The organism is Deinococcus aquatilis DSM 23025, assembly GCF_000378445.1.
Taxonomy (GTDB): Bacteria; Deinococcota; Deinococci; order Deinococcales; family Deinococcaceae; genus Deinococcus; species Deinococcus aquatilis.
This window is the reverse complement of sequence record NZ_KB899745.1, coordinates 1-25,085: the sequence shown is the minus strand read 5'-3', so window position 1 is coordinate 25,085 and position 25,085 is coordinate 1. Positions and strand designations below refer to the sequence as shown.

27 protein-coding genes are annotated in these 25,085 nt (G+C 64.6%); 13 read left to right on the top strand and 14 right to left on the bottom strand.

Annotation, left to right across the window (positions count from 1 at the left end; translation table 11 throughout):
- Positions 1–38 precede the first annotated feature (38 nt).
- The gene (locus tag F561_RS0120380) at positions 39–644 is read left to right on the top strand and encodes a hypothetical protein (protein ID WP_019011822.1); all 606 of its coding nucleotides are present in this window, start codon (positions 39–41) and stop codon (positions 642–644) included.
- A 33-nt stretch (positions 645–677) separates the two neighbouring features.
- On the opposite strand, the gene F561_RS0120375 is transcribed toward F561_RS0120380, so the two are convergent.
- Positions 678–1,883, bottom strand: coding sequence for a hypothetical protein (locus F561_RS0120375; RefSeq protein WP_040381419.1), 1,206 nt, complete (start codon positions 1,881–1,883; stop codon positions 678–680).
- A gap of 499 nt (positions 1,884–2,382) precedes the next feature.
- On the opposite strand from F561_RS0120375, the gene F561_RS0120365 reads away from it, so the two are divergent.
- The 3 genes from F561_RS0120365 (at position 2,383) to F561_RS0120355 (ending at position 5,506) form a co-directional block, all read left to right on the top strand.
- Positions 2,383–3,051, top strand: a complete 669-nt coding sequence (locus F561_RS0120365) for a phosphatase PAP2 family protein (protein ID WP_157452045.1) — start codon at positions 2,383–2,385, stop codon at positions 3,049–3,051.
- A 432-nt stretch (positions 3,052–3,483) separates the two neighbouring features.
- Positions 3,484–4,518 carry a hypothetical protein gene (locus F561_RS0120360; RefSeq protein ID WP_019011818.1) on the top strand — a complete coding sequence of 345 codons (1,035 nt, stop codon included), beginning with the start codon at positions 3,484–3,486 and terminating at the stop codon, positions 4,516–4,518.
- A gap of 184 nt (positions 4,519–4,702) precedes the next feature.
- The gene (locus F561_RS0120355) at positions 4,703–5,506 is read left to right on the top strand and encodes a COG4705 family protein (RefSeq protein WP_019011817.1); all 804 of its coding nucleotides are present in this window, start codon (positions 4,703–4,705) and stop codon (positions 5,504–5,506) included.
- 768 nt (positions 5,507–6,274) lie between these two features.
- Here the strand turns inward: F561_RS0120355 and F561_RS0120350 are convergent.
- Together F561_RS0120350 and F561_RS0120345 are read right to left on the bottom strand one after the other, a co-directional pair.
- Positions 6,275–6,559 (bottom strand): hypothetical protein, encoded by a 285-nt coding sequence (locus F561_RS0120350; RefSeq protein WP_342662293.1) that lies wholly within the window; start codon positions 6,557–6,559, stop codon positions 6,275–6,277.
- A 125-nt stretch (positions 6,560–6,684) separates the two neighbouring features.
- Complete coding sequence (locus tag F561_RS0120345) at positions 6,685–7,428, bottom strand: tyrosine-type recombinase/integrase (protein WP_019011815.1); 744 nt, start codon at positions 7,426–7,428, stop codon at positions 6,685–6,687.
- Positions 7,429–7,517: 89 nt separating this feature from the next.
- Here F561_RS0120345 and F561_RS0120340 point away from each other — a divergent pair, with 89 nt between their 5' ends.
- The gene (locus F561_RS0120340; RefSeq protein ID WP_019011814.1) at positions 7,518–9,146 is read left to right on the top strand and encodes an IS1182 family transposase; all 1,629 of its coding nucleotides are present in this window, start codon (positions 7,518–7,520) and stop codon (positions 9,144–9,146) included.
- A gap of 55 nt (positions 9,147–9,201) precedes the next feature.
- Here the strand turns inward: F561_RS0120340 and F561_RS0120335 are convergent, their stop codons facing one another.
- Positions 9,202–9,468 carry a metal-sensitive transcriptional regulator gene (locus F561_RS0120335; RefSeq protein ID WP_019011813.1) on the bottom strand — a complete coding sequence of 89 codons (267 nt, stop codon included), beginning with the start codon at positions 9,466–9,468 and terminating at the stop codon, positions 9,202–9,204.
- 61 nt (positions 9,469–9,529) lie between these two features.
- On the opposite strand from F561_RS0120335, the gene F561_RS0120330 reads away from it, so the two are divergent.
- The 7 genes from F561_RS0120330 to F561_RS0120300 all read left to right on the top strand — a co-directional run bounded on the left by F561_RS0120330 (position 9,530) and on the right by F561_RS0120300 (position 15,290).
- Positions 9,530–10,921, top strand: coding sequence for an MBL fold metallo-hydrolase (locus F561_RS0120330; RefSeq protein WP_019011812.1), 1,392 nt, complete (start codon positions 9,530–9,532; stop codon positions 10,919–10,921).
- Positions 10,922–10,988: 67 nt separating this feature from the next.
- Complete coding sequence (locus F561_RS0120325; RefSeq protein ID WP_019011811.1) at positions 10,989–11,306, top strand: rhodanese-like domain-containing protein; 318 nt, start codon at positions 10,989–10,991, stop codon at positions 11,304–11,306.
- Positions 11,303–12,094, top strand: a complete 792-nt coding sequence (locus tag F561_RS0120320) for a sulfite exporter TauE/SafE family protein (RefSeq protein WP_019011810.1) — start codon at positions 11,303–11,305, stop codon at positions 12,092–12,094. Before F561_RS0120325 ends, F561_RS0120320 begins: the two co-directional genes overlap by 4 nt.
- 75 nt (positions 12,095–12,169) lie before the next feature.
- Positions 12,170–12,745, top strand: coding sequence for a YeeE/YedE family protein (locus tag F561_RS0120315; RefSeq protein WP_019011809.1), 576 nt, complete (start codon positions 12,170–12,172; stop codon positions 12,743–12,745).
- Positions 12,742–13,218, top strand: a complete 477-nt coding sequence (locus F561_RS0120310) for a DUF6691 family protein (RefSeq protein ID WP_019011808.1) — start codon at positions 12,742–12,744, stop codon at positions 13,216–13,218. The genes F561_RS0120315 and F561_RS0120310 overlap by 4 nt, the downstream gene beginning before the upstream one ends.
- 11 nt (positions 13,219–13,229) lie before the next feature.
- The gene (locus F561_RS0120305) at positions 13,230–13,703 is read left to right on the top strand and encodes a methyltransferase family protein (RefSeq protein ID WP_019011807.1); all 474 of its coding nucleotides are present in this window, start codon (positions 13,230–13,232) and stop codon (positions 13,701–13,703) included.
- Between the two features lie 15 nt (positions 13,704–13,718).
- On the top strand, positions 13,719–15,290 hold the full coding sequence (locus F561_RS0120300; protein WP_019011806.1) for a DUF4158 domain-containing protein: 1,572 nt from the start codon (positions 13,719–13,721) through the stop codon (positions 15,288–15,290).
- On the opposite strand, the gene F561_RS28185 is transcribed toward F561_RS0120300, so the two are convergent.
- The 10 genes from F561_RS28185 to F561_RS26225 form a co-directional block, all read right to left on the bottom strand.
- Entirely contained in the window at positions 15,185–15,694 is a 510-nt protein-coding gene (locus F561_RS28185; RefSeq protein ID WP_083922574.1) for a hypothetical protein, read from the bottom strand. The two genes, F561_RS0120300 and F561_RS28185, sit on opposite strands and share 106 nt — an antisense overlap.
- Positions 15,695–16,005: 311 nt before the next feature.
- Positions 16,006–18,651, bottom strand: a complete 2,646-nt coding sequence (locus tag F561_RS0120295; RefSeq protein ID WP_019011805.1) for an FtsX-like permease family protein — start codon at positions 18,649–18,651, stop codon at positions 16,006–16,008.
- The gene (locus F561_RS0120290; RefSeq protein WP_019011804.1) at positions 18,648–19,415 is read right to left on the bottom strand and encodes an ABC transporter ATP-binding protein; all 768 of its coding nucleotides are present in this window, start codon (positions 19,413–19,415) and stop codon (positions 18,648–18,650) included. Before F561_RS0120290 ends, F561_RS0120295 begins: the two co-directional genes overlap by 4 nt.
- Positions 19,408–20,103 carry an ABC transporter ATP-binding protein gene (locus F561_RS0120285; RefSeq protein WP_019011803.1) on the bottom strand — a complete coding sequence of 232 codons (696 nt, stop codon included), beginning with the start codon at positions 20,101–20,103 and terminating at the stop codon, positions 19,408–19,410. Before F561_RS0120285 ends, F561_RS0120290 begins: the two co-directional genes overlap by 8 nt.
- Positions 20,104–20,107: 4 nt before the next feature.
- Positions 20,108–20,683 (bottom strand): hypothetical protein, encoded by a 576-nt coding sequence (locus tag F561_RS0120280; protein ID WP_026299106.1) that lies wholly within the window; start codon positions 20,681–20,683, stop codon positions 20,108–20,110.
- Between the two features lie 85 nt (positions 20,684–20,768).
- Positions 20,769–21,194, bottom strand: coding sequence for a hypothetical protein (locus tag F561_RS0120275; protein ID WP_019011801.1), 426 nt, complete (start codon positions 21,192–21,194; stop codon positions 20,769–20,771).
- 295 nt (positions 21,195–21,489) lie between these two features.
- Positions 21,490–22,164, bottom strand: coding sequence for a hypothetical protein (locus F561_RS0120270; protein WP_019011800.1), 675 nt, complete (start codon positions 22,162–22,164; stop codon positions 21,490–21,492).
- Between the two features lie 51 nt (positions 22,165–22,215).
- Entirely contained in the window at positions 22,216–22,815 is a 600-nt protein-coding gene (locus F561_RS26230; RefSeq protein ID WP_019011799.1) for a DedA family protein, read from the bottom strand.
- Positions 22,812–24,023, bottom strand: a complete 1,212-nt coding sequence (locus tag F561_RS0120260; RefSeq protein WP_019011798.1) for a polysaccharide deacetylase family protein — start codon at positions 24,021–24,023, stop codon at positions 22,812–22,814. Before F561_RS0120260 ends, F561_RS26230 begins: the two co-directional genes overlap by 4 nt.
- A gap of 107 nt (positions 24,024–24,130) precedes the next feature.
- Positions 24,131–24,583, bottom strand: a complete 453-nt coding sequence (locus tag F561_RS26225) for a hypothetical protein (RefSeq protein WP_157452044.1) — start codon at positions 24,581–24,583, stop codon at positions 24,131–24,133.
- Between the two features lie 49 nt (positions 24,584–24,632).
- Between F561_RS26225 and F561_RS27460 the strand changes: the two genes are divergently transcribed.
- A partial coding sequence (locus F561_RS27460; protein WP_169389554.1) for a helix-turn-helix domain-containing protein occupies positions 24,633–25,085 on the top strand: 453 nt, incomplete at its 3' end.

Sequence of the window (25,085 nt, the reverse complement as noted above, 5' to 3'; positions counted from 1 at the left end):
CCACTTGGATCAGGCCAGTCCTCAAGTAAAATAGAACGGTGCTTCCCAGCCCCGTGCCGTTGACCTATTGGATTCCTGAAATGGACTCTGAGCGCCTCGTACAAGAGGTCATTCAGCGAACTGAACGCGTGCCTGGTGTTCAGCAGGTGACCGTCCACCGAGCTACCCAGCGTCTGTCGCTCGAGCTGGACGAGACGTGCACCACTCGGGGCGTACTGGAAAACCTGCTGATAATGTGGGGCTACTCTCCCAAGCTGTGGAACGACGCGCGGTGGACGCCACAAATCTATGCGAACCACAGCCAAGCGACAAACAGGAAAGCAGATTTTTCGTCACTGAAGCGGTGGAACGACCTGATAGATCGGCGTGCCTGGTTGACGGTCGTCTTGTGGGCCATTGCTGGAGTGTTAGGCATCGTGGCGGCCAATCTTCTTGAAGGGTGGGTGCAGATTGTGCTCAGCCACTCTGCCCTGGCGCCTTGGTGGCATGCGCTGGAAAGCTCCGTCCCGGCAGAACGCCATTCCCCAGACTTGCTGCTGCTGGTTGGGGTGATGGGCGTGATGTGGGGATGCGCCGGCATCCACAGCGTGCTCCTGCGGCGGTCTGTCTCCCGTCGCCTATTGACTCGCAAGCCCGGCCGCTGAGTTGGGGGTGAAGTAGCCTGCCATTGGGGGCGCTCACTCGTGGGGCGGGGGCTGATCGGGGTCGCAGTAGTCGATGGTGGCAGGTTTGAACTGTCCCAACACCACCTCACGTTTGAAAGGATACCCGATCCGCACGCCCTCAGCAGCGCATTCCAGGGTGAAGCGCTGTCCTTTGGGCACCGGCGTGTCGCCAATCACTAGGGGACGCTTAGCCTTATAGATCGCGCTATACGGGGTGCAGAAGTAAAAACCGAATGTTGTCCCGTTCTGCTGCCGGGCCACGGCGGCGCCGCCCGACCGAAGGGCCGCCTGAATCTCGCTCCAGAGGGCCAGGCTCGCGGCTGGATCCGGATCAAGCGCCCACATCTCGTTGATCACCCGCACTGCATCTGCATTGCGCTTGAGGCTGTCCACACTGGCGGGATCAGTCATGACCCAGGGATCAAATCCCAGCTGACCTGGCAGCGGTACACCCGGAGGTCGCTGAGCCTTGGCAGCGGAGCGGGGCGGATCTAGCAACTGGGGATCTCCCAGCAGTTGCCCCGCGCGGTAGAGCGCCTCAATGGCTTGTTTGGCGTGGGTTTCGATCTGCTCATGGAGGGTGTCGGAAGCGCCAGGCACAAACATATCCGCCGCGTAGCGGGCTTTGACCAGCGCTTCCTGCACCTCACCCGAGAGCCGGGCAAGGCGGCGGGCATCGGCTTCGGGGGTGGCCTGCTCGACGTGGTGCAGGGCCGCCTCTACATGCAGCCGCATGGCGTTCAGTGCGGCCAGCATGGCGTCCAGATGGGGCCGGGGACAGGGTTCGACCGGTGACCAGGCGGGTAACTTCGCGGGCAAGGTGCCGGGCGGCAGAGTGAAATGGGGGTCATGGGCTGCCCGCGTTGCGTGGGCCAACCAGCGCTGCACGTCGCGGTAATAGGCTTCAGCCTGGTCGAAGGTCACCGGCGGCACGAAGCCCACAGTGCCGGGGTCGGCTGTTTCGTCGGCCTGGAGCAGCTGATCGGCCAGGGTCTGCAGGGCAAACGCGTTCCACGCGCAGGCCAACTCCAGCCCGGTGGTGCTGGTCATGGCGAAGGGACTGGTGCCGCTGAGAGCCAGATCCAGGCGGCGGCGCTCGGCTGCGTCCAGCATGGGGTGCAGCCCGGCTCCGGCACGGCGGTAGGCATACAGCCTCTCGGCGTCCCGCTCGCCGCGGGCAAAGGCCCGCACCCGAGTCCATACTCCAGGAGAATTCATGGCCCCACTGTACTGAACTTGAGGGGCCGCAGAACCCACAACCAGAGGGGGCTCTCAGCTGCCTTCACCGGCCCCTTGTTCTCCACTGCTGCGGTTTTTCTAGACTGGATTCCAAACATTTGTGGGCGAGAGAATGGCTCCGTACTCCAAGGTATAGGTGCCATCGCCGAGGGCAAGTTGCTGAGGGCTGCCCGACGCAGAGAGCTGATTCTGACTCGGGACACAGAAGCCTACCGGCCCGCTGTCGCCAACGACCAAAACGAGCAGAGGAAGGCTGACGCAGAGCAACAGTCGGGCCGCAGCAAGATGAGCGTGCACCGAACCTTCAAGCCCTCAGAACGCAGTGCAAGCCGGATGATTGGGGCCGCAGGATAGAGGCATCTTGGCAGGCGTAACCTCCACCAGAGGCGCGTGAAGAAGGCCTACCTCATGTGCTGTTTGGCAGGAGTGCACCGAGCGGGTATACCGTCTCTTTACCTTGCTCCAGCACGCTAGAGCGATGCGTCCGTTTCTGCTCCGCCACCCTGTTCGTCCTGTGGCTCTACTCCGCTTGTTTCTCGGGATTGTGCTGCCGCTGTTGCTGGTAGGCTGGGTCGCCGAGGACTTGCTCGAAGGCCAGAGCTTCGCGTTCGAGCAGCCGTTCTTGCTGGCTCTCCACCGTTTCGCCACGCCGCAGCTTGATCAGCTCGCGCTCCTGTTCTCTACGGTGGGCGGCGTGAGCGTCATCGCGCCCCTCAGCGCACTGATCTTAGTGGCGCTGTGGTTCAAACAGCACCGCTTGGCCGCCTTCTGGACGCTCGGCGTCGCGGGGGCAGCGGCGCTGAACGTGGTCATGAAACTGCTGCTGCACCGCACGCGCCCCGAATTGTGGCCCCGACTTGTTCAGGAACACGACGCCAGTTTTCCCAGCGGCCACAGCATGTACAGCGCGGCCTTTGTCACGGCGCTCATTTTGTTGACGTGGCGCACGCCTTACCGCTGGCCTGCCTTGGTGTTGGGCATCGGCTTCAGCGGCGCTGTGGGCGTGTCGCGCCTATACTTGGGTGTTCACTATCCCACAGACGTGCTGTGCGGCTGGCTGACGGGCGTGGCCTGGGTACTGGGCGTGTACGGCGTACTGCATCCTTTCTCAAGACTGAAAACCACAGGGCGGCGCTCAGGGGTCTGACTTCGGTGTGTGTTGACGGGTGATGGATCTAACGCATGGGACGCTGTTGTGCGTCACCCATACCTCAGCCAGCACCAACAGCTGAAAAACGATATCAAAGCACTACGCAGGGACGATTGATCAGTCTCCGACGTCCGTGCTGGGCGTGGCCAAACGCTTTTTGCCCCACCGCGTCTTGATCGGGTGGGAGGCCAACCCTGCCTGAACAGATGGCCCGGTTCACCACAGCGCCAACAGCCGCCGAGAAATTCCAGCTGAAATGGCATCTCCTCACTGGTGCTCCCAGTGCCAAGCCGAACTGGCCAAGATGCAGCCGGGAGTGTCCCTGCGGCTGAGCGTACAGGTCACCGGTATACGCAGATTTCACCGCGTCCAGCTAGCTTTCCCGCAGAGCCGAGTCGTTCGGTTCCTTTGCCCTGATGGAGGACTCCCATGCACCGAATCCGAGTTGTTCTGAGCCTGCTGCTCGTCTCTTCTGCGCTGGCCGGCTCACCCTTTCAGCCGGCTGACCTGAGCTACGGCGGCGCAAACTTGAAGGCCTTGGCCGCCGACTCCTATTGGCGGGCCGGCCTTCAGGGTGACGTGGTGGCTTGGCTCGATCAGGCGTACTTGCGCGCTGATGTGCCGTTGGCAGGCGGCCGCACCCTGGGTCAAGCCCTCTTCCAGCGCAGAGCGCAGCTGCAAGCCGCGCCGACTCCAGCCCAGAAAGACCAGCTGGCGCGCGAAACCGCCGCTTGGGCACACGCGTTCATTAAACGGGTGGTACCGAAATTTAGCCTCGAACGGGGCTTTGAATTTGCCAGTCTCACCTCGTCAGGAGAGCGGCAGTGTCTCTCGCAGAGCACCCTGATCGCGGGGTTGTTGCAGCGGGCCGGGCTGGACGCCGGATTGATGATGGTCTGGACCAGTATGACTGGACAGGTGAGCAACCTCGGGCACGTGACCAGCCTCTTGCGGCTGCCCAGCGGGGCCGGAGACCTGGAGGTCGACGCCAGCGAACCGCAGCCTTTCGCTACGCACCCAGGGCTGCTCGGCTGGACAGGGCGCGGTTACGCCTTCTTGAAGGCCAGTTTCGCAAGCAAGGGTCAAATTACGGCTTACCTCCCCGTGGGTCAGGCCCGGCCACTCCAGCCCCCTCAAGTGCAGTTTCTCAGCTTGCCGTATGTCCGCTCTCAGTACAGCTATTACCGGGCCGAGCGCGCCATTGGCGGCGTATTGGGCACCGGAACCGGGCGGGCCACCGCCAGTGGTCTGCAGGCCAGTGAGCAGCAACTGCTGCTGGCCCTCGCCCAAGAACCGCAGAATGCGCTGGCGGCCAGTGTGTTGGGCACCGTCTGGCGCAAGCAGGGGAAAACCGCTCAGGCCCGGCGGCAGTACCTGAAGGCGGGGCAGCTCTACGCAGCGCAGGGCTACACCCCCGCTGGCCAACAGGCCAACTTAAATTGGGCGCGCGGCGCAGGAGAGTGATAGTGCTCGGGGAGACTGCCCCTTGCTGCAGCATGGGAGGCAGCGCCACGCCCGAACGGCCTATACCAGTCTTTTACCTGGCGTTCGTAGGCTGGCCCCGCGCAGCCTGCGCTGGAGGCCCCATGAATGATTCCTTGCCCTTCCGTTCCTTCCCGCTTCTCGTTTGCTCCTCCGGGAACAGGGCGTGACGTCTCCCCTTCCTGCTCAGGGCGCTTCCCTGCGCACCTTGATCAGCAAAGTACCGGAAGTCACGGCTTTTTTCTGGATCATCAAGGTGCTGGCGACCACCGTGGGCGAGACTGCGGCCGATTACCTCAACACCACGCTGAAGCTCGGGTTGAGCGGCACCACCCTGGTCATGGGCCTGCTGCTGATCGGCGTCTTGATTGCGCAGTTCCGGCTCAAGCGCTACGTGCCGGGCGTCTACTGGGTGGCGATCGTCTTAATCAGCGTAGTCGGTACCCTGATCACCGACAACTTGACTGACAATTTTGGGATCAGTCTGTGGACCAGTTCAGCGATTTTTGCCGCTGCCCTGGCCGCCACCTTTACCGCCTGGTACCGCCGGGAGGGGACGCTCTCGATTCATTCTATTTTCACGGCGCGGCGTGAAGCGTTCTACTGGCTGGCAGTGCTGTTCACGTTCGCGCTGGGCACCGCCACAGGTGACCTGGTGGCCGAAAAGTTGCAGCTCGGCTACGGGGTTTCGGCCCTGATGTTCGCTGGAATCATTGGGCTGGCGGCTGGAGCACACCTGATCTTCAAGATGAACGGCATCCTGACCTTCTGGACCGTGTATATCCTCACCCGTCCGCTTGGGGCCTCTATCGGCGACCTGCTCTCGCAGGCCAAGGCGGACGGCGGCTTGGGACTGGGTACCACTGTCACCAGCGCCGTCTTTTTGGTGGCAATCCTTGGCGTAGTGGGGTACTTGGCGGTGTCCCGCCGAGATCAGGTGGCCCTCTCGGCTGGCAAGGTTGCTGGATGACCTTGAGCAGATTCGACCAGGTTGTTGCCCAGGCTCTCCTTTGCGTTCCCGCCAGATTTGACTGAGGAAGTAGTCTGGACAGCCAAGGGCATGCAAGTGAGCAGCGAGAATATCCGCCAGCAGTGGCGGGTATTTTGTTGCTGCAGATGCAGGGGGATTGCTACAGAGACAGATCGAATCCCAACACGACGCAATCCAAGCGAGCAGGAAACAGAACAGGCGACGCGGGATGGACGGCTAACCGGTGGGAGTGTAGCTGTCCGGGGCTGGAGCGGAGAGCGAAGGCCGTGTCAGCGGGTCGTCTGAAATCGAAGCTGCTTCAGGCCAGCGCAGGCGTGGCCCATGAACTACAGGGAATCCCGTACAGTTGGCTACACCCTTTCCACGGACGGGCCAGGCTCGCTGCAAGGCCCAGAAAGACGCGCCAAACGCGCTCCTGTCCAGGTCAAGCAGAGAGTTTCAGCCCCTCTTCTTGGTTTTGACATGGCCGCCGCCTGTCCATCTCTGCTGTGCAGCGGCCAGGCGTACTTAGGCAGACAAGCCCCAGACGAGCGCCGTTTTGCGAGGAAAACAGTGCAAGTTCTGGAAAGCCGTCTCCTCTTGCCTGCCCGCTCTGCTGCGGAGCAGTGTTAGTCCGCCGGAAGGGAGAGCCGTACATTTCGGCCTCAAGTCGGGTTCGATGGTGGTTCCACTTCAGATCAGGCTTGTCAGGCCAGAGCAGAGAGGGCGCACAGCGCCCAATGCGGTGTGCCCTCTCTGCTCTGGACGCTAGACTTCCCGCAGCACCTCCGACACCCGCAGGCCTGCCAATTGGCGGTTGGCCAGCCACACGCCGGTGCCCATACCAGTCACGGCCAAGCCCAGCAGCAAGATCAGTTCGCTGACGGGCCAGGTCAAGCCCGCAGGCGGGATCAGGAAGATGACCCGCAGGAGCATGCCAAACAGCGACGCGATGCCGGTTCCGATGGCCAGTCCGGCCACCAGGCTCAGGCCGCCGATGGTCAGGGCCTCAGCAGAGACCAAGGTGCGCAGCTGCCCCTCGTCACCGCCCAGCGCGCGCGCATGGTGCCGAACTCTTTGCGGCGGGTCTGCAGCATCGAAATCAGGAAGGGGCTACGACAAGATTGACGAATCCCACTACGCTAAGGAAAAAGAGCGTCCAGGACGCTCTTTACTGGCTACGGTCGGCCCCCCAAGGCCTTAACGTAGCTCTCGCCCATGCCCCGCGTGCTGGTCTGGGCATAAATCTGAGTAGTGGCGATGCGCTTGTGGTGCAAGAACTTCTGCACCTGATCCAGCGGCATCCCCGCGTCCAGCAGAATTGTCGCCACGCTGGCGCGCAGGCGGTGCGGCGTCACCGTCTTCTCAATCCCCGCCCGGCGCGCGGTGTCCTTCACGATGAGCTGAATGGCCCGTGCCGTGTACCTATCGTGCCGGTTGCTCTCGAACAGGTAACCCGTGCGTCGCCCCGCGAGATGGGTCCGCAACTCCTGAGCTAAGTTGGGCAGGATCGGCACATACCCGTCACTGCCCCCTTTCGCATAGGCAATGTAGACCTGGGGCGGGTTCAGGGCCAGGTGCAGATCCGTCACGCGGATGTTGACGAACTCGGACACGCGGGCGCCCGTGTAGAACAGCGTCTTGACCATGAGCCCATACCCGCTGGTCCGGCGGTAGGCCGCCTCGATCCGCCGCTCGATTTCCTCGCGGTCGAGGCGGTCTACCGTGCGCCGTCGTTCCCTGGGTGCGGCGAGCCGAAGGGTTCGCCGCACATCCTCGACGACGTGCTTGGTCTGGTCGTAGCTCAGGTGGTGTCTGCGCCACAGCTTGGCCGTTTCCCGCACCACCTCGCGCAAGGAGTTCGCTTCTCCGATTTGACCCCGAAGTTCGGCCCCTTCTTCCAGCGGTTCTGCTCTTGGCATTCCCCAGGGTAGCCCCGACTTCTTCGGGGTATGGTCAGATATTGTTGGCGAATTCGGCTGGGTCTCATGACCAAACTGCATGATGGGACATGAGCCTGCATCCCCAGCCCATCGGCGAAATTCCCGAAACGACGGCCCGAATTGCACAGGCGGCGTTCCGCAAAGGCAACACCATCATGCGGCTGCGCGATGAGTTTGGTGCGCTGTACACCGACGCTGACTTTGCCCATCTCTTTCCCGTTCGGGGCCAGAGTGCTTTGGCCCCCTGGCGACTAGCGTTGGTGACCGTTTTTCAGTTTCTGGAGAACCTGACGGATCGGCAAGCAGCAGACCAAGTCCGGGCCAGAATTGACTGGAAATATGCCCTTGGACTCGAGCTGGAAGACTCCGGCTTCGATTTCAGTGTGCTCAGCGAGTTCCGGAAGCGTCTGATTCAAGGGAAGGCCGACCACCTGCTGTTGGACAACATGCTGGCCCATTTCAAAGCACAGGGCCTGATCAAGGCGAAGGGTAAGCAGCGCACCGACTCCACGCATGTGCTCGCTCACGTTCGTGCGCTCAACCACCTCGAATTGGTGGCCGAGACGCTGCGAGCAGCGCTCAACGAACTCGCCACCCAAGCTCCGGACTGGACGCGTGGGATGGCTGAACCCGAGTGGTTTGAACGATACGGCAGACGGGTCTTCGATTTTCGCTTGCCCAAAGGGCAAGCGGCCAGGACTGCGTATGCTACCACCGTGGGCAATGATGGTTTTCAATTGCTGGCCGCTCTGGAAGCCGTCGACGTCCCTGCGGGGCTGCGAGAATTCCCGTTGGTTCAAACGCTGAATCTGGTGTGGACGCAGCATTTCGAACGCCACAACGGCCAGGCACGACTTCGAGATGGCCCAGAACTCCCTCCCGGTGCCGAGCGGCCAATTTCACCCTATGAATTAGAAGCGCGAGGCAGCACTAAACGGGGGACGTGGTGGGTGGGGTATAAGGCCCATCTGACGGAAACGTGCGACGACAACGAGGTGCACCTCATCACGCACGTGCTGACGACACCCGCCACAGGTCAAGATGTGAGTCAGACCCGTGAGATTCAGCAGGCCCTGATCGATGGAGGACTGGAGCCGCAACAGCATCTGGTGGATTCTGGTTATGTCACTGCAGGGCTGTTTGCAGAGAGTCATCAACGAGGGATCACCCTCATTGGGCCGCCACGCCCGAACACCAGTTGGCAAACCAAGGTGGAGGGCGCCTTTGACGACCGTGCGTTTTCGATCGACTGGGACGCGCAGCAGGTCACTTGCCCACAGGGCAAGCGCTCCTCCAGCTGGCAAGACACTCCTGATCGACAGGATCGACCAGCGGTCACCGTCCATTTTTTGGTGCGCGATTGTCAGCCTTGCCCAGTCAGGGCACAGTGTACGCGGGCGAAATACGGCCCGAGAAGCCTCAAACTGCATCCCCGCGAAGCGCATGAAGCGCTTCGTGCTGCACAGTCGCAGGGGTTAGGGAAAGTCTATGCAGCACGCGCCGGGATTGAGGGCACCATCGCGCAGACCACACGATCATGTGGTCTGCGCCAAGCTCGGTATCGGGGCCTGGCCAAAACGCATTTTCAGCATGTGGTCACCGCCGTTGCGGTCAATGCGGCACGGGTTATCGCTTGGCGGCAAGGGAGACCCCATGCCCAAACACCGACCTCGCGTTTCGCCGCACTGAGAGCCTGAATTCGCCAACAATATCTGGTCATTCGGCGAAGTTCCGGGACGCTGAGAGGGTGCCTCAACGGGCGAGCTTGAGCAGCCGCACGAGGTCAGCGGGCTTCTCCCCGCGTGCCTGGCACATCTCCACGTAGGTTTCCAGAATCACGTCCCCGGTGGACTCGAAGGCACTCTTGGCGCTGGCGTACAGGCTCATCACCTCCACGCAGCCTTTCTCCTCCTCCACCATCTTCTGGAGGCCCCGAATCTGTCCCTCCAGGCGGCGCAGGCGGTTGAGAATCTTGGTCTTCTCGGCTTCACGGTCACTGACGGGGACGGTCGCGGTCATGGGAATAGTATACCCCCCTGGGTATTTGACAGGATAGGGGAGGGGGGTATACGATCTCGCCATGTACTTCAAGCGCTTCTACGACACGGACCTCGCGCATGCCTCCTACATGATCGGCTGCCAGAAGACCGGCGAATGCCTGGTGGTGGACCCGGTGCGCGACATTGCCCAGTACCTCGACGAGGCAAAGAGCCAGAAGCTGCGCGTCACCCACGTCACCGAGACGCACATCCACGCCGACTACCTCTCGGGCAGCCGCGAGCTGGCGAAGGCGACCAGAGCGAAGCTGCTGCTCTCCGACGAGGGCGGCGAAGGCTGGCAGTACACCTACGACGATGAACACCAAGACCTCCATGACGGGGACACCTTCATGGTGGGCAACATCCGCATCCAGGCCGTCCACACGCCGGGCCACACGCCTGAGCACATGAGCTTGCTGGTCACCGATACGCCCCGGGGCGACACGCCGAGCATGATGCTGACCGGCGACTTCGTCTTTGTCGGCGACCTGGGGCGCCCCGACCTGCTCGACGAGGCGGCGGGCAGGCAGGACACGCGCTACGTGGGCGCCAAGCAGATGTTCGCCTCCCTGCGCGACAAGTTTCTGACCCTGCCCGACTACGTGCAGGTCTGGCCTGGCCACGGTTCGGGGAGTGCCTGCGGCAAGGCGCTGGGCGCGGTGCCCACCACGACCGTTGGCTATGAGCGGGCGCTGAGCTGGTGGGGCAAGCTGGTCGAACAGGGGAACGAGGAAGCCTTCACGCGGGAACTGCTCTCTGGTCAGGCTGACGCGCCGCTGTACTACGGCCGCATGAAGACCGAGAACAGGGACGGTCCTGCCCTGCTGGATGAGGTGAAGCCGCTGGCCGAGCTGAGCGCCGCTGACGTGCAGGCCAAAGTCGCCGCCGGTGCCCGGTTGATCGACACCCGCAAGAAAGAAGAGCATCAGGCTGCCGCGCCCGTGGGCAGCGTGAACATCCCCGACGGCGGCACCCTGGAGACGTGGGCGGGCTGGTTGTTGACCCCGGAGCGCGAGCTGATGCTGCTGGCCGCCGCCGACCGGGCTGAAGACCTGCGCCGCAAGCTGTGGATGGTCGGCCTGGACCACGTGGTCGGCTTTATCACCAGCGCCGAGGGTCTGGAGACGGCCCCCGCCCAGCCCATCCCCGCGACCGAACTCGGCTCGCACGAAGGTGCGCTGATTCTGGACGTGCGGGCGAAGACCGAGCACGAGGAGGGGCACATCCCCGGTGCCCAGCAGCTCCACGCCGGACGCCTGCCCTGGCGCCTGGATACCCTGCCGCGTGACCGCGAGATCGTCGTGCACTGCCAGGGGGGTGCCCGCAGCGCCGCCGCCGCGAGCCTGCTGCGGGCCGAGGGCTTCCAGGTCACGGAACTCGCCGGGGGCTACGACGCCTGGGCGAAGAGCCAGAAAGAAAGCCAGAACGCCTGACCCTCACCCGGCGGAGGCGGCATGCATCTTCCGGGCCGCCTCCGCCCCTTGCTGAAAGGAGCTTCCAATGACCTACCAGGACATCTTCACCACCGAACTTGAGGGCACGAGGCGTGAGGGCGCCCGCCTCGTGGACGTGCGCGAGTGCGAGGAGTACGTCGCCGGGCACATTCCCGGGGCCGTGAACCTGCCCCTGAGCGAACTCGTCGGACGCGAAGGCGAGATCGGGCCGAACACCGTGCTGGTCTGCGCGAGCGGCAACCGCTCCTCGCAGGCGGCAGCCTACCTCGCCTCCCAGGGCAAGACCGGGCTGATGAATCTCTCCGGGGGCACCGCAGCCTGGATGCGTGAGGGCCGCGACCTCAACGGAGGCGAGCAGCCATGATCTTCGCTTGGATCGGTGCCGCGCTGATTGGGCTGAGCCTCGGCCTGCTGGGGTCGGGCGGCTCGATCCTGACCGTGCCGGTGCTGGTCTACCTCGTGGGCGAGCCGGAAAAGCTGGCGATTGCCGAATCGCTTGCCATCGTGGGCGGCATCAGCCTGATCGGGGCGATTCCCTACGCACTCAAGCGGCAGATCGACTGGCGCTCGGTCTTGTGGTTCGGCATCCCCGGCGTGGTGGGCACCTTTCTGGGCGCGGCCCTGAGCGTGTACCTCAGCGGCGTGGTGCAACTGCTGCTCTTCGCCGTGGTGATGCTGCTCGCCGCCATTATGATGTTTCGTCCGCAGCGGGGAGAGGTCCAGGCCGCCCACCCCCGCTCCCCCCTCAAGATCGGCCTGGAGGGGCTGGGTGTCGGGGTCCTGACCGGACTGGTGGGCGTGGGCGGAGGCTTTCTGATCATCCCCGCGCTGGTGCTGCTGGGCGGGCTGCCGATGGGCCTCGCGGTGGGAACCAGCCTGACGATCATCACCCTGAACAGTGCGACGGGCTTCTTCAAGCACCTGAACACGCTGGAAAGTCCAGGGCTGCACTGGAACCTCATTATGATGTTCACCGTCATCGGTATCCTGGGCAGCTTCCTGGGCGCCCGGCTGGGCAAGAAGGTCTCCAACGAGAGCCTGAAACGTGGCTTCGCGGGCTTCCTCGTCGTGATGGGCCTGTACGTGCTGGCGACGAACGTGCCCAAGGTGCTCAGTCCTCCTGTGGCTGCCCAGGCACACCTGGGCCATTGAATCTCTTCCACCTATTCTCCCGTGGCGGTGCCCGGAGTTCACCTCCTCACTCCCTTTTCCGAGGTCCTTTCTTCCATGACTGAACTGCTCGACTTCCTCCGTTCGCCCTGGCCCTGGTACGTGGGCGGCCCATTGATCGGCCTGACGGTGCCGCTGCTGCTGTGGCTCGGCAACAAGTCCTTCGGCATCTCCTCCAACCTGCGCCACGCCTGCGCGATCCTGCTCCCCGAACGGGCCAAACCCGGTTTCTTCCGCTATGACTGGCGCAAAGAACGCTGGAACCTGATGTTCGCGGGTGGGCTGGTGTTGGGCGGGGTGCTGGCGGGTCTGATCTTCGCCAACCCAGAACCCACACGGCTGAGTGCGGCGGGCGTGCAGTCCATTCAAGCCCTCGGCGTGCAGGTGCGGCCCGGCTTGCTGCCTGCAAAGCTGACCGACCTGGGTAACCCCGGCGTGTGGCTGCTGCTGGCGTTGTCTGGCCTGCTGGTGGGCTTCGGGACGCGCTACGGGGGCGGCTGCACCTCCGGGCACGCGATTACCGGACTGTCCACTCTGCAAGGCCCCTCCCTGATCGCCACCATCTCGTTCTTCGTCGGTGGCATCCTGAGCGCGAACTTCCTCCTTCCCCTCTTCATGGCGGTGATCCGGTGACCACATCTCGCAACATTCCCGGCGTTCATACCGGCTCTGGCTCGACTACCCGCGCGGCGACCGGCCTGCTCGCCTACCTGCTCGCCGGGCTGTACTTCGGCGTTGTCCTGGTGGAGTCAGAGGCGGCGAGCTGGTACCGCATTCAGGAGATGTTCCGCTTCGAGTCCTTCCACATGTTCGGCCTGATCGGCTCGGCGGTGGTCACGGGGATGATTACCACGGCCCTGCTGCGCCGCAGCGGACTGAGGAGCCGCGACGGACAGGCCATCACCGTGACCACCAAGGAGAAGGGTTGGCGGCGCTACGTCCTCGGTGGGCTGACCTTCGGGGTGGGCTGGGGGCTGGCGGGGGTGTGTCCGGGGCCAATCTTCGTCCTGCTGGGGGCCGGGGTATGGCCCATCCTGATCGTGCTGGCCTTCGCGCTGCTGGGGACGTACCTGTACGGCGTCCTGAAAGACCGGCTCCCGCACTGAGGAGGGCACACATGACCGTATCCGAACACCGCTGGAGCGCGCGGGGAGAGGGATACGTGGCCGCCCAAGTTCTCCTGCTCGTCGGGATCGTGGCCCTGCCTCTGCTGCGGCCTCGACGGAGGACGCCATGGGGGCTGCGGGTCGGAGGCATCCTCCTGGTGCTGGCCGGAGGCACCCTCGTGGGCTGGAGTGGCCTGCGGCTGGGATCCAACCTCACGCCCCTCCCTGAACCACGGGCGGAAGGACAGCTCGTGCAGACCGGACCCTACGCCCTAGCCCGCCATCCGATCTACAGCGGCCTGCTCCTCGCCTCGCTGGGTTGGGCGCTGTACAGCGGGCACCGGGGGGCGCTGGGGCTAAGCGGCGGGCTCGCCCTCCTGTTCGACCTCAAAGCCCGGGACGAGGAGCGCCGTCTGACGCGGCACTTCCCGGAGTACCCAGCCTACCGGCGGCGTGTCCGCCGATTTCTCCCCGGCGTGTACTGAAGGCCCTGAGCCAAGATGGGTCCTCCTTCCCCACCCCTGCTGACCCAAGCTCAGCGCGAGCAGTTCACGCGCTTTCCGCCGCTCGACGAACGCATCCTTTCCCGGTACTACCTCCTGAGTGAGGACGACCTGCACCTGATTCGGGAGCGGCGGCGAGATTTCAACAAGCTTGGTTACGCTGTGCAGCTCACCGTGCTGGGCCACCTCGGGCGCGCTTTGCGGTCTGGAGAGACACCACCTGAGGCTGTGTTGGCCTCCCTGGCCGAGCAACTGCGGGTAGACCCAGCGTGTTACGTCCAATACGCCACCCGGGATCCGACCTGGCACGAACACTTCGCCACCCTGTGCCACAGGTTCGGATACATGGAGCTGTCCCGACGGTTGAATCACGAGCTGCGCGACTGGTTGATGCCGTTGGCCGTCGTCACCGATCAGCCCTTTCGTCTGATGAGTGCCCTGGTGGACGAGTTGCGACGGCGCAGGGTGCTGGTGCCGCGCTTCAGTGTGCTCGAACGTCTCGTCCAGGCGGCGCGTGTCCGGGCCGACCAGCACACCTACGGTCTGCTCAACTTGCCGCTCAAGGGCGAACTGCCCGGGAATGTGGACGCCCTGCTCGCTCCACAGGCCGACGAACCCGTCTCTCGGTTCGCGTGGCTGGGTCGGCCTGTGGGCGCTCCCAAGGCCAAACATGTCCTGGCACTGCTCGACCGGCTGGCCTTCGTGCGGACCTTTCACGTGCAGAGCAACCTGCGCGCCTTCCTGCCGCAAAGCCGCCTGGAGCATCTGGCTGAGGAGGCGAGGCGCCTAAGCGCCTCGCACCTGGGAGATTTCGAGCCACAGCGGCGACGGGCGACCCTGATGGCCTACCTCTTCGACCTGTCGGAGACGTTAACCGACGCCGTGCTCGATATGCACGACCGCGTGATGGTGTCCCTGCTCCGAGACGGTGAACGGGAGGCGGCGGAAGTGTTCGGAGAGCAGGGTCCGCCGTTGGTCGAGCAGTTCGGCACCTTTCGGTCGGTCTGCGCAGCGGTGATCGCCGCGCGTGAGCAGGGCGCCGACCCCTACCAGGCCATTGAGGCCGTCGTGAACTGGCAGCAACTCGTCGAGACGGTGCGGGAGCGGGAGGTGGTGCACGCTGAGCAACTGAACCCTCTGCACCACACCCTCAAGGGATATGCCAAGGTGCGGTCCTACGCGCCGCGAATGCTTGCGACGTTCACCTTCCAGGCTGAAGGGACGGCCGCGCCTCTAGTCGAGGCGCTGGGACTCCTGCGCGAGATGTACGCCACGAACAAGCGGACGCTGCCGGAACACGTCCCCATCGGCTTCGTGCGGCAGAAGTGGGCGGGGCAGGTGTTCCGGGATGGTGAGATCGACCGCCGGGCCTATGAGCTGTGCGTGCTCGACGAGTTGCGGCTCGCAACGCGAGCCGGGGACGTGTGGGTCACCGGGAGCCGTAAGTACAAGGACCTCGACGCCTACCTCTTGCCACAGGATGTGTGGCAGCGCCGACTGCCCGAGCTGTTGCCGTCTCTACCCGAGACCTTCGACGCCTTCTGGGCAGCCCCGCGCACACGCAGCTGACTGATGTCGCGCCGCAGCGGCCCACTGGCCAATTCCGTGGCGTATTTGCTCAAGTAGGCCCCCAGCGCCACACCGGGGAGGGTCAAGAAGATAAACAGCATTTTGGCGTTGTCCAGCTTTTTCGAGAGGTTGTTGGTCACCCGGATCTGGCCGGGAATGGGCTTTCCAGCGACCGCTGCAACGGAGGCGGGCGGCAAGAACAGCACGTCGGGCACCACCCCGTACCCCTCGTCTCCGGCAGGATCGGGGTTGTAGAACAGGGGCTCGCTGGCCCCCATGCCCACAATCCCGCTGATCCGCGTAACGTAAGGCACCTGAAGCCCAGCCGCAAAGGTCACCTGCACCCGGTTCCCCGCCTTGAGGGGGAGGCTATCGCTGCCCATGCCCGCTGTCTGGAAGAACATAAGGTATTCGGTCCAGTTGGGGTAAAGGCCACCGCTCTGGCGGTCAGGGTTTGAGGCAGTGCGGGAGCTGGAGTTGCGGGCATTCCTGAAATGGAATGCCCGCAACTCTTGTGCTCGAGCAGGTCATACGGATTCCGGTTGAACCGTCATGCAATAACTGCGAGATTCGACCAACGGGAGAAGAAAAGTACGGATTCCAGAATGGTGTTGGATTTTGGTGCCGTCCCAAAAGGTAACTGAATGACCGGAATCCGTATCACAGGCACCAAACAGAGCGGCTGGGATATCCCAGCCGCTTTCTCCTGTGCACCTCAAGACGCCCGCAGCACTTCCGTCACCCTCTGCCCCGATGCCCGCCGGGCGAACCCCACCGCTATGGCAGTCGAAACCACAGCCGAGATGAGCAAACCCCCCAGATACAGCCACGGCAGCAGCATCGCTTCAGGCGGCGGGTCAAACACGCCCTGAAGCAACTTGATGAGCGTCTGCGCCACCAGCAGGCCGATCACCACGCCGAAGACGCCCCCGAAACCCACCACGGCCCATGCCTCACCGTTCAGGAAGGCCGAGAGTTGGTGGGGCTTTGCCCCCAGCGCGTTCAGGACGGTAAAGGTGCGCCGCCGTTCGGTCAGGCCCAGCGCCAGCACCAGTCCCGTCGCCCCGGCCAGCAGCAGCGCCGCAAAGCCCAACTCGATGCGTGACAGCCCCGCCAGATTCACGGCGGTCAGCCCGGAAGCGATGCGCCCGCGCACGGTGTTCAGGTCCGTGACCTGCACGCCCGGCAGGTTGGCCGTCAGCGTCTGTGCCGCTGTCATGACTGCCTGCGGGTTGCCGCTGACCTTGAGCAGCGCCACCTCAGCCACCGGATTTCCTGTCATCTGGGCCAGATAAGTCGCGTTCGTGACCAGAAAGGAATCCTTGGGTGCGGTGGGGAACTCGCGCACCACGCCGACGAACGTGAAGGGAATTACCTGATACTGATTCGTTTTCGCATTCAGCAACCGGAGTCGCACTGCGTCCCCCAGCGACAGGTTGTAATCGTTAACCGTTTCCTGCGACACGAACAGCGCGTTGGGCCGGGCCGCGAGCTTGGCGAGGGCCTGGGTCGCCGTCACGTCCTTGAAGTAACTATTGGACAGGTGGCTGACGTCAGTAAAGTGCGCCGGGTCAATGCCGTAGATGTCCTGCAAATCCGCGCCCACGTAGGCGAACCGGTGGGTCAGCGGCTGCGCGTCCGCCACACCGGGAATGGCCTTCAGAGAGGTCAGTTGCGGCCCAGCCGGGGCCGCCGCGTTGCCGGTCACAGTCACGTCCGCGCCGTTGGTGAGTACGGCGTCCACCCGCGCCTGATCGTTGTAGGTGGCGTTGAAGATGGACGTGGACAGCGCGAAGGCGGCGGCCAGGGCCACGAGCGCCGCGCCGCGTCCCAGCAGCGGTCCCTGCCGTTCCAGCGCGGCGGCCACGATCTGCGACAGGCGTCCGCTGACCGGGCGCAGCAGCCGCGACAGCACGCCCCGCTGAAGCAGCACGCGCATCAGCCGTAGCACCAGCAATGTACCGCCCAGCCACAGTGCCAGCGGAGCCAGAAAGGCTTCAACCTGAATGCTGGCCTTGGCCACCCCTTCCGGCGCGAGAACCAGTTGATAGCCGCCCGCAGCATTGCGCCAGAACACGGCACCAGCGATAGCCAGCAGGACGAAATCCAGGTAAAAACGCTGCCACAGTGGCGCACCTGTTCGCCGGACGGCCTGCCGCTGCGCCACCACGCTGGATGAACGCACCGCCGCAAGGGTTGGCAGCAGCACCGCCCCCAGCGCCAGGGCCAATCCGGTCAGCGCGGGCCACAGGGCAGAGGCGATATCCAAACTTGTTCCTGCCAGCGACGGGGCCAGCAGGGCAGCAGCGCCCATGCCTATACTCAATCCCACAGCCGCCACGCTCAGCGCTTCCGCCGCACCCAGCCGCACAATCCTCGTGTCAGATGCGCCGCGCACCCGGAGCAGCGCCGCTTCCTGCAAGCGCTGGCCGGCACTGGCCCCCGCCACGCTGAAGGTCAGGGCCGCCGCCAGCAGCGCGCCAGGCAGACCCAGGAAGAGAAAGAGCGCCTCGGCGTACAGCGCACTCTCCCGCGCGCCGTCCAGCTTGGCCCCCAGCGTGTTGCCTACCACGGGAGACCCGGCCAGCCGTGCCTCCACGTTGTTGGCGAGCTTGCCCACCAGGGCGAAGGCCTGGCCCGGATCGTTGGGGAGAGCGGTGGCCAGGCGCACATGAAGCTGCTGACGAACAGTGTCAGGCCGCGCCAGCAGTTGCGGCGCAAGAACGCTGTCCCACAGCGCACGGGGCATCAGGATCACGTTATCCGGCGGCGCTTGTGGGGCCAACCCCTTGGGTGCGCCTACCGCCTGAAACAGCGAGTCTGCGTTGGGCAGGTCCACCACGCCCGCCACTTTCACCGCGATTGAGGGAGCGCTGTAGCGCAGCAGGTTCACGCTGTCGCCTACCCCGGCGTGCAGGTTGGCGGCGGTCTGCTGCGAGAGCAACACGCCCTCTGTGGAACCGATGAGAGACCGCAATTCGGCGGGAAAGGCGGCGGCGTAACCGGGTGGTAAGCCCAGCAGCTTGCCCGCCCCGGTGGTCTGCGTGGTGGCGGACGTGCCCGTGCCGGTGGTGGCGCTGAAGCCCTGCACGTCCGCGTAGCCCACGGGCAACACGGTTTTGACGGCAGTGGCAGCGCGGACGGCCTTTTCGGCCTCGGACACGCTGGCGGTCTGGCCCAGTAACACCTGCCAGTCCACGGGAACAGACTGCGCCGCCCGTACCGTCATGTTGGCTCGCCCTGCCGAGACGAAGGCCAGCAGCAGCGCTAAAAAGGCCACCGTGAGCGCCACGCCCGCCGCGCTGCCCCAGATGCGCAGGGGTCTGCGCCGCAACAGGCCCATCAGCCAGGTGCCGTTCATGCTGTCCCCCTGTGCACCGAACTGTTTTGCGCCGATGCCGCGCGACTTGAAGTGCTGATCAGCTGTCCATCCGCCATCTGCCACACGCTGTCCAGCCGTGAAGCCACCATGCGGTCATGGGTGGCCATCACCAGCGCCGCGCCTGGCTCCATCGCTGAGAGCAGCACGTCGAGCAGGTGCGCGGCGGTCACGGAATCCAGTTGCCCGGTGGGTTCGTCGGCCAGCACCAGGCGCGGGCGCGTGATCAGGGCGCGGGCCACGGCCACCCGCTGCGCCTGCCCGCCCGACAGTTCCTCGGGGAGTTGCGGTGCCAGTGAGGTCAGTTCCAGCCGTTCCAGCCAGCACAGCGCCTCGTGCATGGCCGAGTGGTAGTCCTGCCCGGCCAGGATCAGCGGCAGGGCCACGTTCTCCTGGGCACTCAGGGGCGGCATCAGGCTCTGCGCCTGGAAGACGAAGGCCACCTGACCGGGCCGCAGCGAGGCCGCCCCACCCAGCGCGGGCCAGGAAATCGTGCCGCTGCTGGGCGTGTCCAGGCCACCCAGCAGGTGCAGCAGCGTACTCTTGCCGCTGCCCGACGCGCCCAGGAGGGCGGTGCGGTCTCCGGCTCCCACCTGAAGGGTCACGGGATGCAGCGCGGTGATCTGTTGACCGCCCACTTGAAAAGTGCGCGAGACGCCCCGCGCTTCCACCAGGGCGAGGTCAGGCGTGGTGGAGGCCGGGTGACGCACTGAATCGGTCTGAAACGTCTGAGTAACCTCATTCATCCTGCCACCTCCCGTCCCTCAGCTTCAGCACCCGGTCCGCGTGTCCGGCCAGGCGGGCGCTGTGGGTGGCGATTAACGCGCAGTGTCCGGCGTGGACATACTCGGCGATCACGGCGGCCACGCGGTCTTCGGTGTCGGCGTCCACCTCGGCGGTGGGTTCGTCGGCCAGCAGAATGCGGGGGCCGTGCGCCAGGGCAGCGGCCAGGGCGACGCGGGCCGTTTCGCCGCCGGACAACTGACTGGGGAAAGCGGAGAGGCGTTCTTCCAGGCCCAGCCGAGTCAGGAGTCGCCTTGCGCCGTCCTCGCTGTCACGGCCCAGCAGTTGCCCAGTCAGGCGCACGTTGTCCAGCACGTTCAGGTGCGGGATCAGGTTGCCGCTCTGGAGCATGATCCCCAGATGTTCGGCCCGCAGCCGGGCACGCACGCCCTCGGGACGGCGCGACAGCCGCGTGTCGGAGATCTCAATCTGCCCACCGTCCGGGTCATCCAGCCCGGCCAGGCAGGCCAGCAGGGTACTCTTGCCGCTGCCGCTGCTGCCCAGCAAGACGGTCAGTTCCCCGGAACGCAGTTCCAGTGATACGCCCCGGAGCGCGCGGGTTTCATCATCTCCGGCGTGGTAAAAGCGGTACAGATCAGTGGCTTGTAACAGTGATGTCGCGGAGACAGGGGACCGTGTGGGAGAAGTCATCACCTCACCGCCACCGCAACGAGGTCGACATCTGCTTCCAGGCGTCCACGTTGTCCGAGCCGAGCGGGGCAGAGAAGCGCACCGTCACGCGCTGGCCGGCGTGATTCAGCACAAACAATTCATTTTCCAGCGCCGGAGCTTTACCCGTCACGGCGTTGACTGCCCCGGTGGACGTGAAGCTGGCCCGGATCGCCGCTCCTGCCGGAAGTTTGACCACGTTCACCGCCGTCGTTTTCAGGTTGCCAGTGGTCTTTGCCAGCGCCGCCAGTTCGTTCGCCTTGACGCTGCTGGCGCTGAGAGGCGTGCGGCCTGCCGCCGTCGAGACCTCTACTGAACCGAGCTTGGAAACGAAAGCAACCTGACTCCCCTTGACCGTTCTGGCCCAGCCTTCGGGCACTTCCAGGCTGTAGCCGCCCGCCGCGTTGCTGTAGCGCACGAACGCCTGGTTGTCGGGGATATCGCCCACCGGGCGCGTTTCGGGGGCCACCTGGGTGGACTTGCCCGGAGTGATTGTCGTCTGCGCCAGTACAGCCGGGCCGGAAAGGAGCGCTGCCGCGAGTAAAATCATCTTTGTATTCATCAAAAACCTCCACGGCCACCGTAGGCGCGGAGGGTAAAGTACGCGTATAGAAAAGCAAGTGATGTTGACGGGCCAAAGAGATCGGTCATCGGTCTGGCGTTCGCCGCCTCGCGCAGTGGGGGCAGCCCCCAGCCGTCCGAGGCACGTCTTGCGGCACCCCCTGTTGAACTTGCGCGGCGATGTCCGGCGGGATGTCCTCAGACCAGACGCGCGCCTTCCACAGGCCGTCTTCGAGTTCGTAGTACGCGCCGCTCACATGGTTCAGGCCCGCATACACAATTGTTTGACGAGCGCCAGAACGTCGCTCTCGCTGCCCACCGCGCCTCTTGTACATGGGGCCGTCCTGCCACAGGGTCTGGGCATCTGAGGCGTCGCCCCAGGTGGCGACTACCCTCCACTGGTGGACATCATTGACCAACAGCATAGCTCCAGCGATGGCGTCCAAGGCTTGCACGGCGGGCGTCGACACGATCTGGAGCACCTCCGCTTGACGGTGGGTGGCGGCCAGCACTTGCGCTTCGGTGACGACCTGCAGACGTTCACTGAGAGAGGCTTACCGAAGCGTCCAAGCTGGACGAGCCAGAGATGGGGCTAAGGTAAAGGTTTAGAAGGGAAACAACGCATCACAGAAGGGATTTCCCGTCCCGGTCAAGGGGTTCCAGTGCAGAGGCAAGTGGGTTCACGGCCAGAAGCTTCGCCTGGCACCTTGTGTTGTTCTGTGCGCCGCCTCGCCGTTGAGCCACGACAGGGTCACTGCCATCACCCCTGCTGTCCCTCCGCGAATCCATTCCACAAAAGATGTCAGTTTAGAGAAATGGGATTGGGGACGGCATTTCTGGGGAGTGCGATACGGTGCGTGGAGTATTGGGAACCTGCTCCCGACCACCGAACTCCCGTGCAGCCAGCCACGCGGCGTGATCGGCGATCGCTTGACCCCGCGCTGAGGGTTGGGGAGCCGAATGAATGCCGCGCGCTCCAGTCAGGCCTACACTGTAGAGTGTGCCCAAGATCTCCGGGCGACCTTCAAGACTGACCCCACCTTTTTGCCAGTAATCCGCTGTGGCACGCAGGCACGCCGCGACCAGCAGCGGCGCTTGGGTATCGTCGAGCAGTTGTGCGCGGCGTCCAAGAGCGGTCAGGGGCACCGTGAGGTACTGCAGGCGGCCCAACCGACTGAGTGTCGCCGGCTTCATCTGTGCCATACCTAGACTGAAGGTGTCGACGTCCCTTCCGCAGAGCCACGTCAGCAGGCCGAGGAGCCTGTGGGCCGAACGTTCTGGAAGCCGCACACTCAGACGCAGCAGTTTGTCTTGGACATGATCAAGCAGATTGAGCCGAATCCGTTCGTCAGCCAGCACGCTGGCAATCAGGGGCGCTGGTACCTTGAACCGCTTAGCCGCCTGACGGATAGTGGCCAGGGTACGGGAATCGAAAGAAACCTGCCGCAGCCGCTTCCACGGGGTGGTCAAGGAAATGTTCATGCCTTTAGCGTGCCTGCCGAAGGTAAAGCAGCAGTACAGCGGTTTTCGTCTCTATTCGTTCACAGGTGACGTGACCCGGTGCGCCCGCCTCCAGCGGAGAGCGAGTCCAACTCCTATCACCACGGCCAAACCCAGCAGCAGCTCACGTCCCCACTGTTCGAGCGTGGGCAGCAGCGCCGGGCCAAAGCGCCACAGCACCGTCTGCCAGACGCCGACATGGATCACCGCGCCGAGCAGGCTCAACGCCAGGTACTTCGGCCAAGGATAAGCGGTCATCCCGGCCAGCAGCGTGACTGGAGTGCGCAGGCTGCCCACCGTGCGGCTCACCACGATCAGCGGCGCACCCCAGCGGGCCAGCAGCGTGACGTGGCGCTCACTCTGCACGGCTGCCCTCCAGTGCGCGGGCAGGCGCTGCCCCCCCCAGCGGCCCAGGGCGTAGCCCAGCAGGCTGCCCAGCCAGTTGCCGAGCACGCCCCAGAGGACGGCGCTCAGCAGCGTGGTGTGGCCGGCGTCGATCATCGCGACCTGCGCGACCATCGGAATCACGCCGGGGATGCCGGGAACACCCGCGCCCTCCAGACTCAGGAGGGCGAAGGTCATCAGGTTGAGAACGAGCGGATCCAGGCCGCTCAGCCACAGGCGCAGATTCACCGGGTCAGGGCGCCCGCTGTGCTGACGGTGTAGCCCTGCTCACGGGCGACCTTGAGCAGATCCGGCAGGGCCGCGAGCCCGTCGGGGGCGTTGTCGTGAAGCAAGATGATGCCGCCAGGGCGCAGGTTACGGGCGAAGCGGGCCTCGACCGTCTCCACCCCTGGATTCTGGAAGTCGCCGGGATCGTCCGTCCAAAAGACGGTGGTCAGTCCCAGGCCCTCAGCGATCTTCAGGACGCGGGCGGAATACTGGCCCCCGGGCGGGCGGAAAAACCGCACAGGCTGGCCACTCAGGCGGGTCAGGAGGTCATTGGTGCTTTGAAGTTCGTTCCTGATCTGTGCGTCGCTGAGGCCCGGCAGCCGGACATGGTGGAAGGTGTGGTTGGCAATCTCATGCCCGCCTTTGACCATGTCCTGCACGAAGTAGGGATAGGCCTGGGCGTTGCGCCCAATCACGAAAAAGGTGGCCTTCACCCCGGCCCGCTGCAGAGCGTCAAGCACCAGCGGGAAGTACAGTGGGTGAGGCACGTCGTCAAAGGTCAGGGCCACCTGCCGGCGGGTGGGGGTGCCCTTGAACAGCAGTCCGCCGCGGATCCCGCCTCTGGTCTGCGCCGTCGCCTGCGTCAACCGCTGCCGGAGGAGCTCGGCCTGGCTGCCGATGAAGACAGGCAGGCGCTCGAGTTCTTGGAGCGGGGTCAACTCTGGTTCTGGCGTGGCCGGGTTCCCCTGAGACCACACCCGCCCGTACTGCCCGGTCTGCAGCGCGGCCTGAAAGGTGCGCTGCTGGGCGCGCGGCACCGAGAGAGTGAGCAGCGGGAGCGGCCCGCCAAACCCCTGATACGTTTCTTTGCGGTACACGCTGACATCCACCTCGATCAGCGATGGGTCGGCCCGGAAGGCGGCCAGCACGCTCTGGGTCGCCAGGATCAGCGCACGCGGGGCTGCGGCGTCCCGGGCAGGCAACAGAATCAAGGCGTGGGCCGCCTTGACAAAGCCGTTGCTCAGCACCTCCACCTTCTGCACGCCGGGCACGGCTGGGCTGAGCCGGAGGGTGGCCAGCACAGGCGCGGGACGGGTGCCGGGTGCCACTGGCTGAACCTGCCCGGGGGGAGTTACGGGCGGGATGGGCGCGGGACGGGTGGTCTGGGCCGAGGTGGTCTGAACCGAGCCTCCGGTTCCCAGAGCGGCGCACAGCAGCAACAATTTCATGAGTCCAAGATAGAGAGCGCGGGTATAGCGCGGGTATACCGCTGCTCCAGGAGGCCTGAGCAGGGAAACCGGGTGGATCAACGGCCCACACTCCGGCACACTTGACCCTACAGCTTCCAGATCAGGCCGCGCCGGGCCATCCAGGCCAGCGCCAGCCAGGCGGCCAGAACGTAGCCCAGGGTGTACAGCCAGCCGCCCCACCAGGGGCCGAAACCCTGCTGTGCCAGCAGCAGCAGGGCGCGCTGCAGGGAGGTTTCGTCCCCTGTCCAGGTCACGCTCCAGGCCTGCAGAATCCAGACCTTGACCACGATCGGCAGCACGTAACCGGCCAGAGCGTTGCGCCCCGGAATGGTCAGCGGCGCGAGCAGGCGGCGCCCCCAAGCCACGCGGCCCGAATCGGCCAGCGCGTACATGCCCAGCAGGCCCAGGGTGCCCAGCCCCGCAGCCAGCAGAATGTAGGGCGGTGTCCAGAGGGCTTTGCTCAGCGGCAGGCCACTGAACTGCCCTGCGGCAGTGCCCGAGAGTACGAGCGCTGTGCCCAGGGCCAGCAATTGCGGCACGGCGCCGGCCGAGCGCTGCTGCAGGAGGCGCCCCGCGAGGCTGCCCAGCATGACCAGCGCGGCTGCCGGGATAACCGAGGGTAAACCGCGCAAGCCGAACGGGCCGAGCCAGGCGTTGACGGCCAGCAGCGGATGCGAGGCCTCGCTGATGATGCCGGTGCCCCCCGCATGGGTGGCTAGTACAGCGTTTTACAATTTAGTAGAGTCAGATATGCCTCGTTCTCTGCGTTACAAAGTGGAGTTAAGCCCTGAGCAGGAACAAAGCCTGAAAGCAATCACGACGAAAGGGAGCCACAAGGCGCGGGTCATGACCCGCGCCCAAATTTTGCTGATGGCCCATCGGCAGTTGGGCGATTTGGCGATCAGCGAGGCCCTAGGGATCAGCGTGCAGATGGCGCAATCGATCCGAAAACGCTTTGTGTTGGGTGGTTTAGACGCGGCGCTCTACGACGCACCTCATACCGGCCGACCCGCAAAGTTTACGGGCCAAGATCGGGCGGCC

Bases quoted from the DNA above. Each gene is read 5' to 3' on its own strand.
- F561_RS0120345 (WP_019011815.1), bottom strand. From the start codon at position 7,428: ATGCCAAGAGCAGAACCGCTGGAAGAAGGGGCCGAACTTCGGGGTCAA.
- F561_RS0120365 (WP_157452045.1), top strand. From the start codon at position 2,383: ATGCGTCCGTTTCTGCTCCGCCACCCTGTTCGTCCTGTGGCTCTACTC.
- F561_RS0120375 (WP_040381419.1), bottom strand. From the start codon at position 1,883: ATGAATTCTCCTGGAGTATGGACTCGGGTGCGGGCCTTTGCCCGCGGC.
- F561_RS0120315 (WP_019011809.1), top strand. From the start codon at position 12,170: ATGACTGAACTGCTCGACTTCCTCCGTTCGCCCTGGCCCTGGTACGTG.
- F561_RS28185 (WP_083922574.1), bottom strand. From the start codon at position 15,694: ATGTTCTTCCAGACAGCGGGCATGGGCAGCGATAGCCTCCCCCTCAAG.
- F561_RS0120340 (WP_019011814.1), top strand. From the start codon at position 7,518: ATGAGCCTGCATCCCCAGCCCATCGGCGAAATTCCCGAAACGACGGCC.
- F561_RS0120300 (WP_019011806.1), top strand. From the start codon at position 13,719: ATGGGTCCTCCTTCCCCACCCCTGCTGACCCAAGCTCAGCGCGAGCAG.
- F561_RS0120270 (WP_019011800.1), bottom strand. From the start codon at position 22,164: ATGAACATTTCCTTGACCACCCCGTGGAAGCGGCTGCGGCAGGTTTCT.
- F561_RS0120285 (WP_019011803.1), bottom strand. From the start codon at position 20,103: ATGACTTCTCCCACACGGTCCCCTGTCTCCGCGACATCACTGTTACAA.
- F561_RS0120360 (WP_019011818.1), top strand. From the start codon at position 3,484: ATGCACCGAATCCGAGTTGTTCTGAGCCTGCTGCTCGTCTCTTCTGCG.
- F561_RS0120290 (WP_019011804.1), bottom strand. From the start codon at position 19,415: ATGAATGAGGTTACTCAGACGTTTCAGACCGATTCAGTGCGTCACCCG.
- F561_RS0120260 (WP_019011798.1), bottom strand. From the start codon at position 24,023: ATGAAATTGTTGCTGCTGTGCGCCGCTCTGGGAACCGGAGGCTCGGTT.
- F561_RS0120325 (WP_019011811.1), top strand. From the start codon at position 10,989: ATGACCTACCAGGACATCTTCACCACCGAACTTGAGGGCACGAGGCGT.
- F561_RS0120305 (WP_019011807.1), top strand. From the start codon at position 13,230: ATGACCGTATCCGAACACCGCTGGAGCGCGCGGGGAGAGGGATACGTG.
- F561_RS0120280 (WP_026299106.1), bottom strand. From the start codon at position 20,683: ATGAATACAAAGATGATTTTACTCGCGGCAGCGCTCCTTTCCGGCCCG.
- F561_RS0120330 (WP_019011812.1), top strand. From the start codon at position 9,530: ATGTACTTCAAGCGCTTCTACGACACGGACCTCGCGCATGCCTCCTAC.
- F561_RS0120295 (WP_019011805.1), bottom strand. From the start codon at position 18,651: ATGAACGGCACCTGGCTGATGGGCCTGTTGCGGCGCAGACCCCTGCGC.
- F561_RS0120335 (WP_019011813.1), bottom strand. From the start codon at position 9,468: ATGACCGCGACCGTCCCCGTCAGTGACCGTGAAGCCGAGAAGACCAAG.
- F561_RS0120320 (WP_019011810.1), top strand. From the start codon at position 11,303: ATGATCTTCGCTTGGATCGGTGCCGCGCTGATTGGGCTGAGCCTCGGC.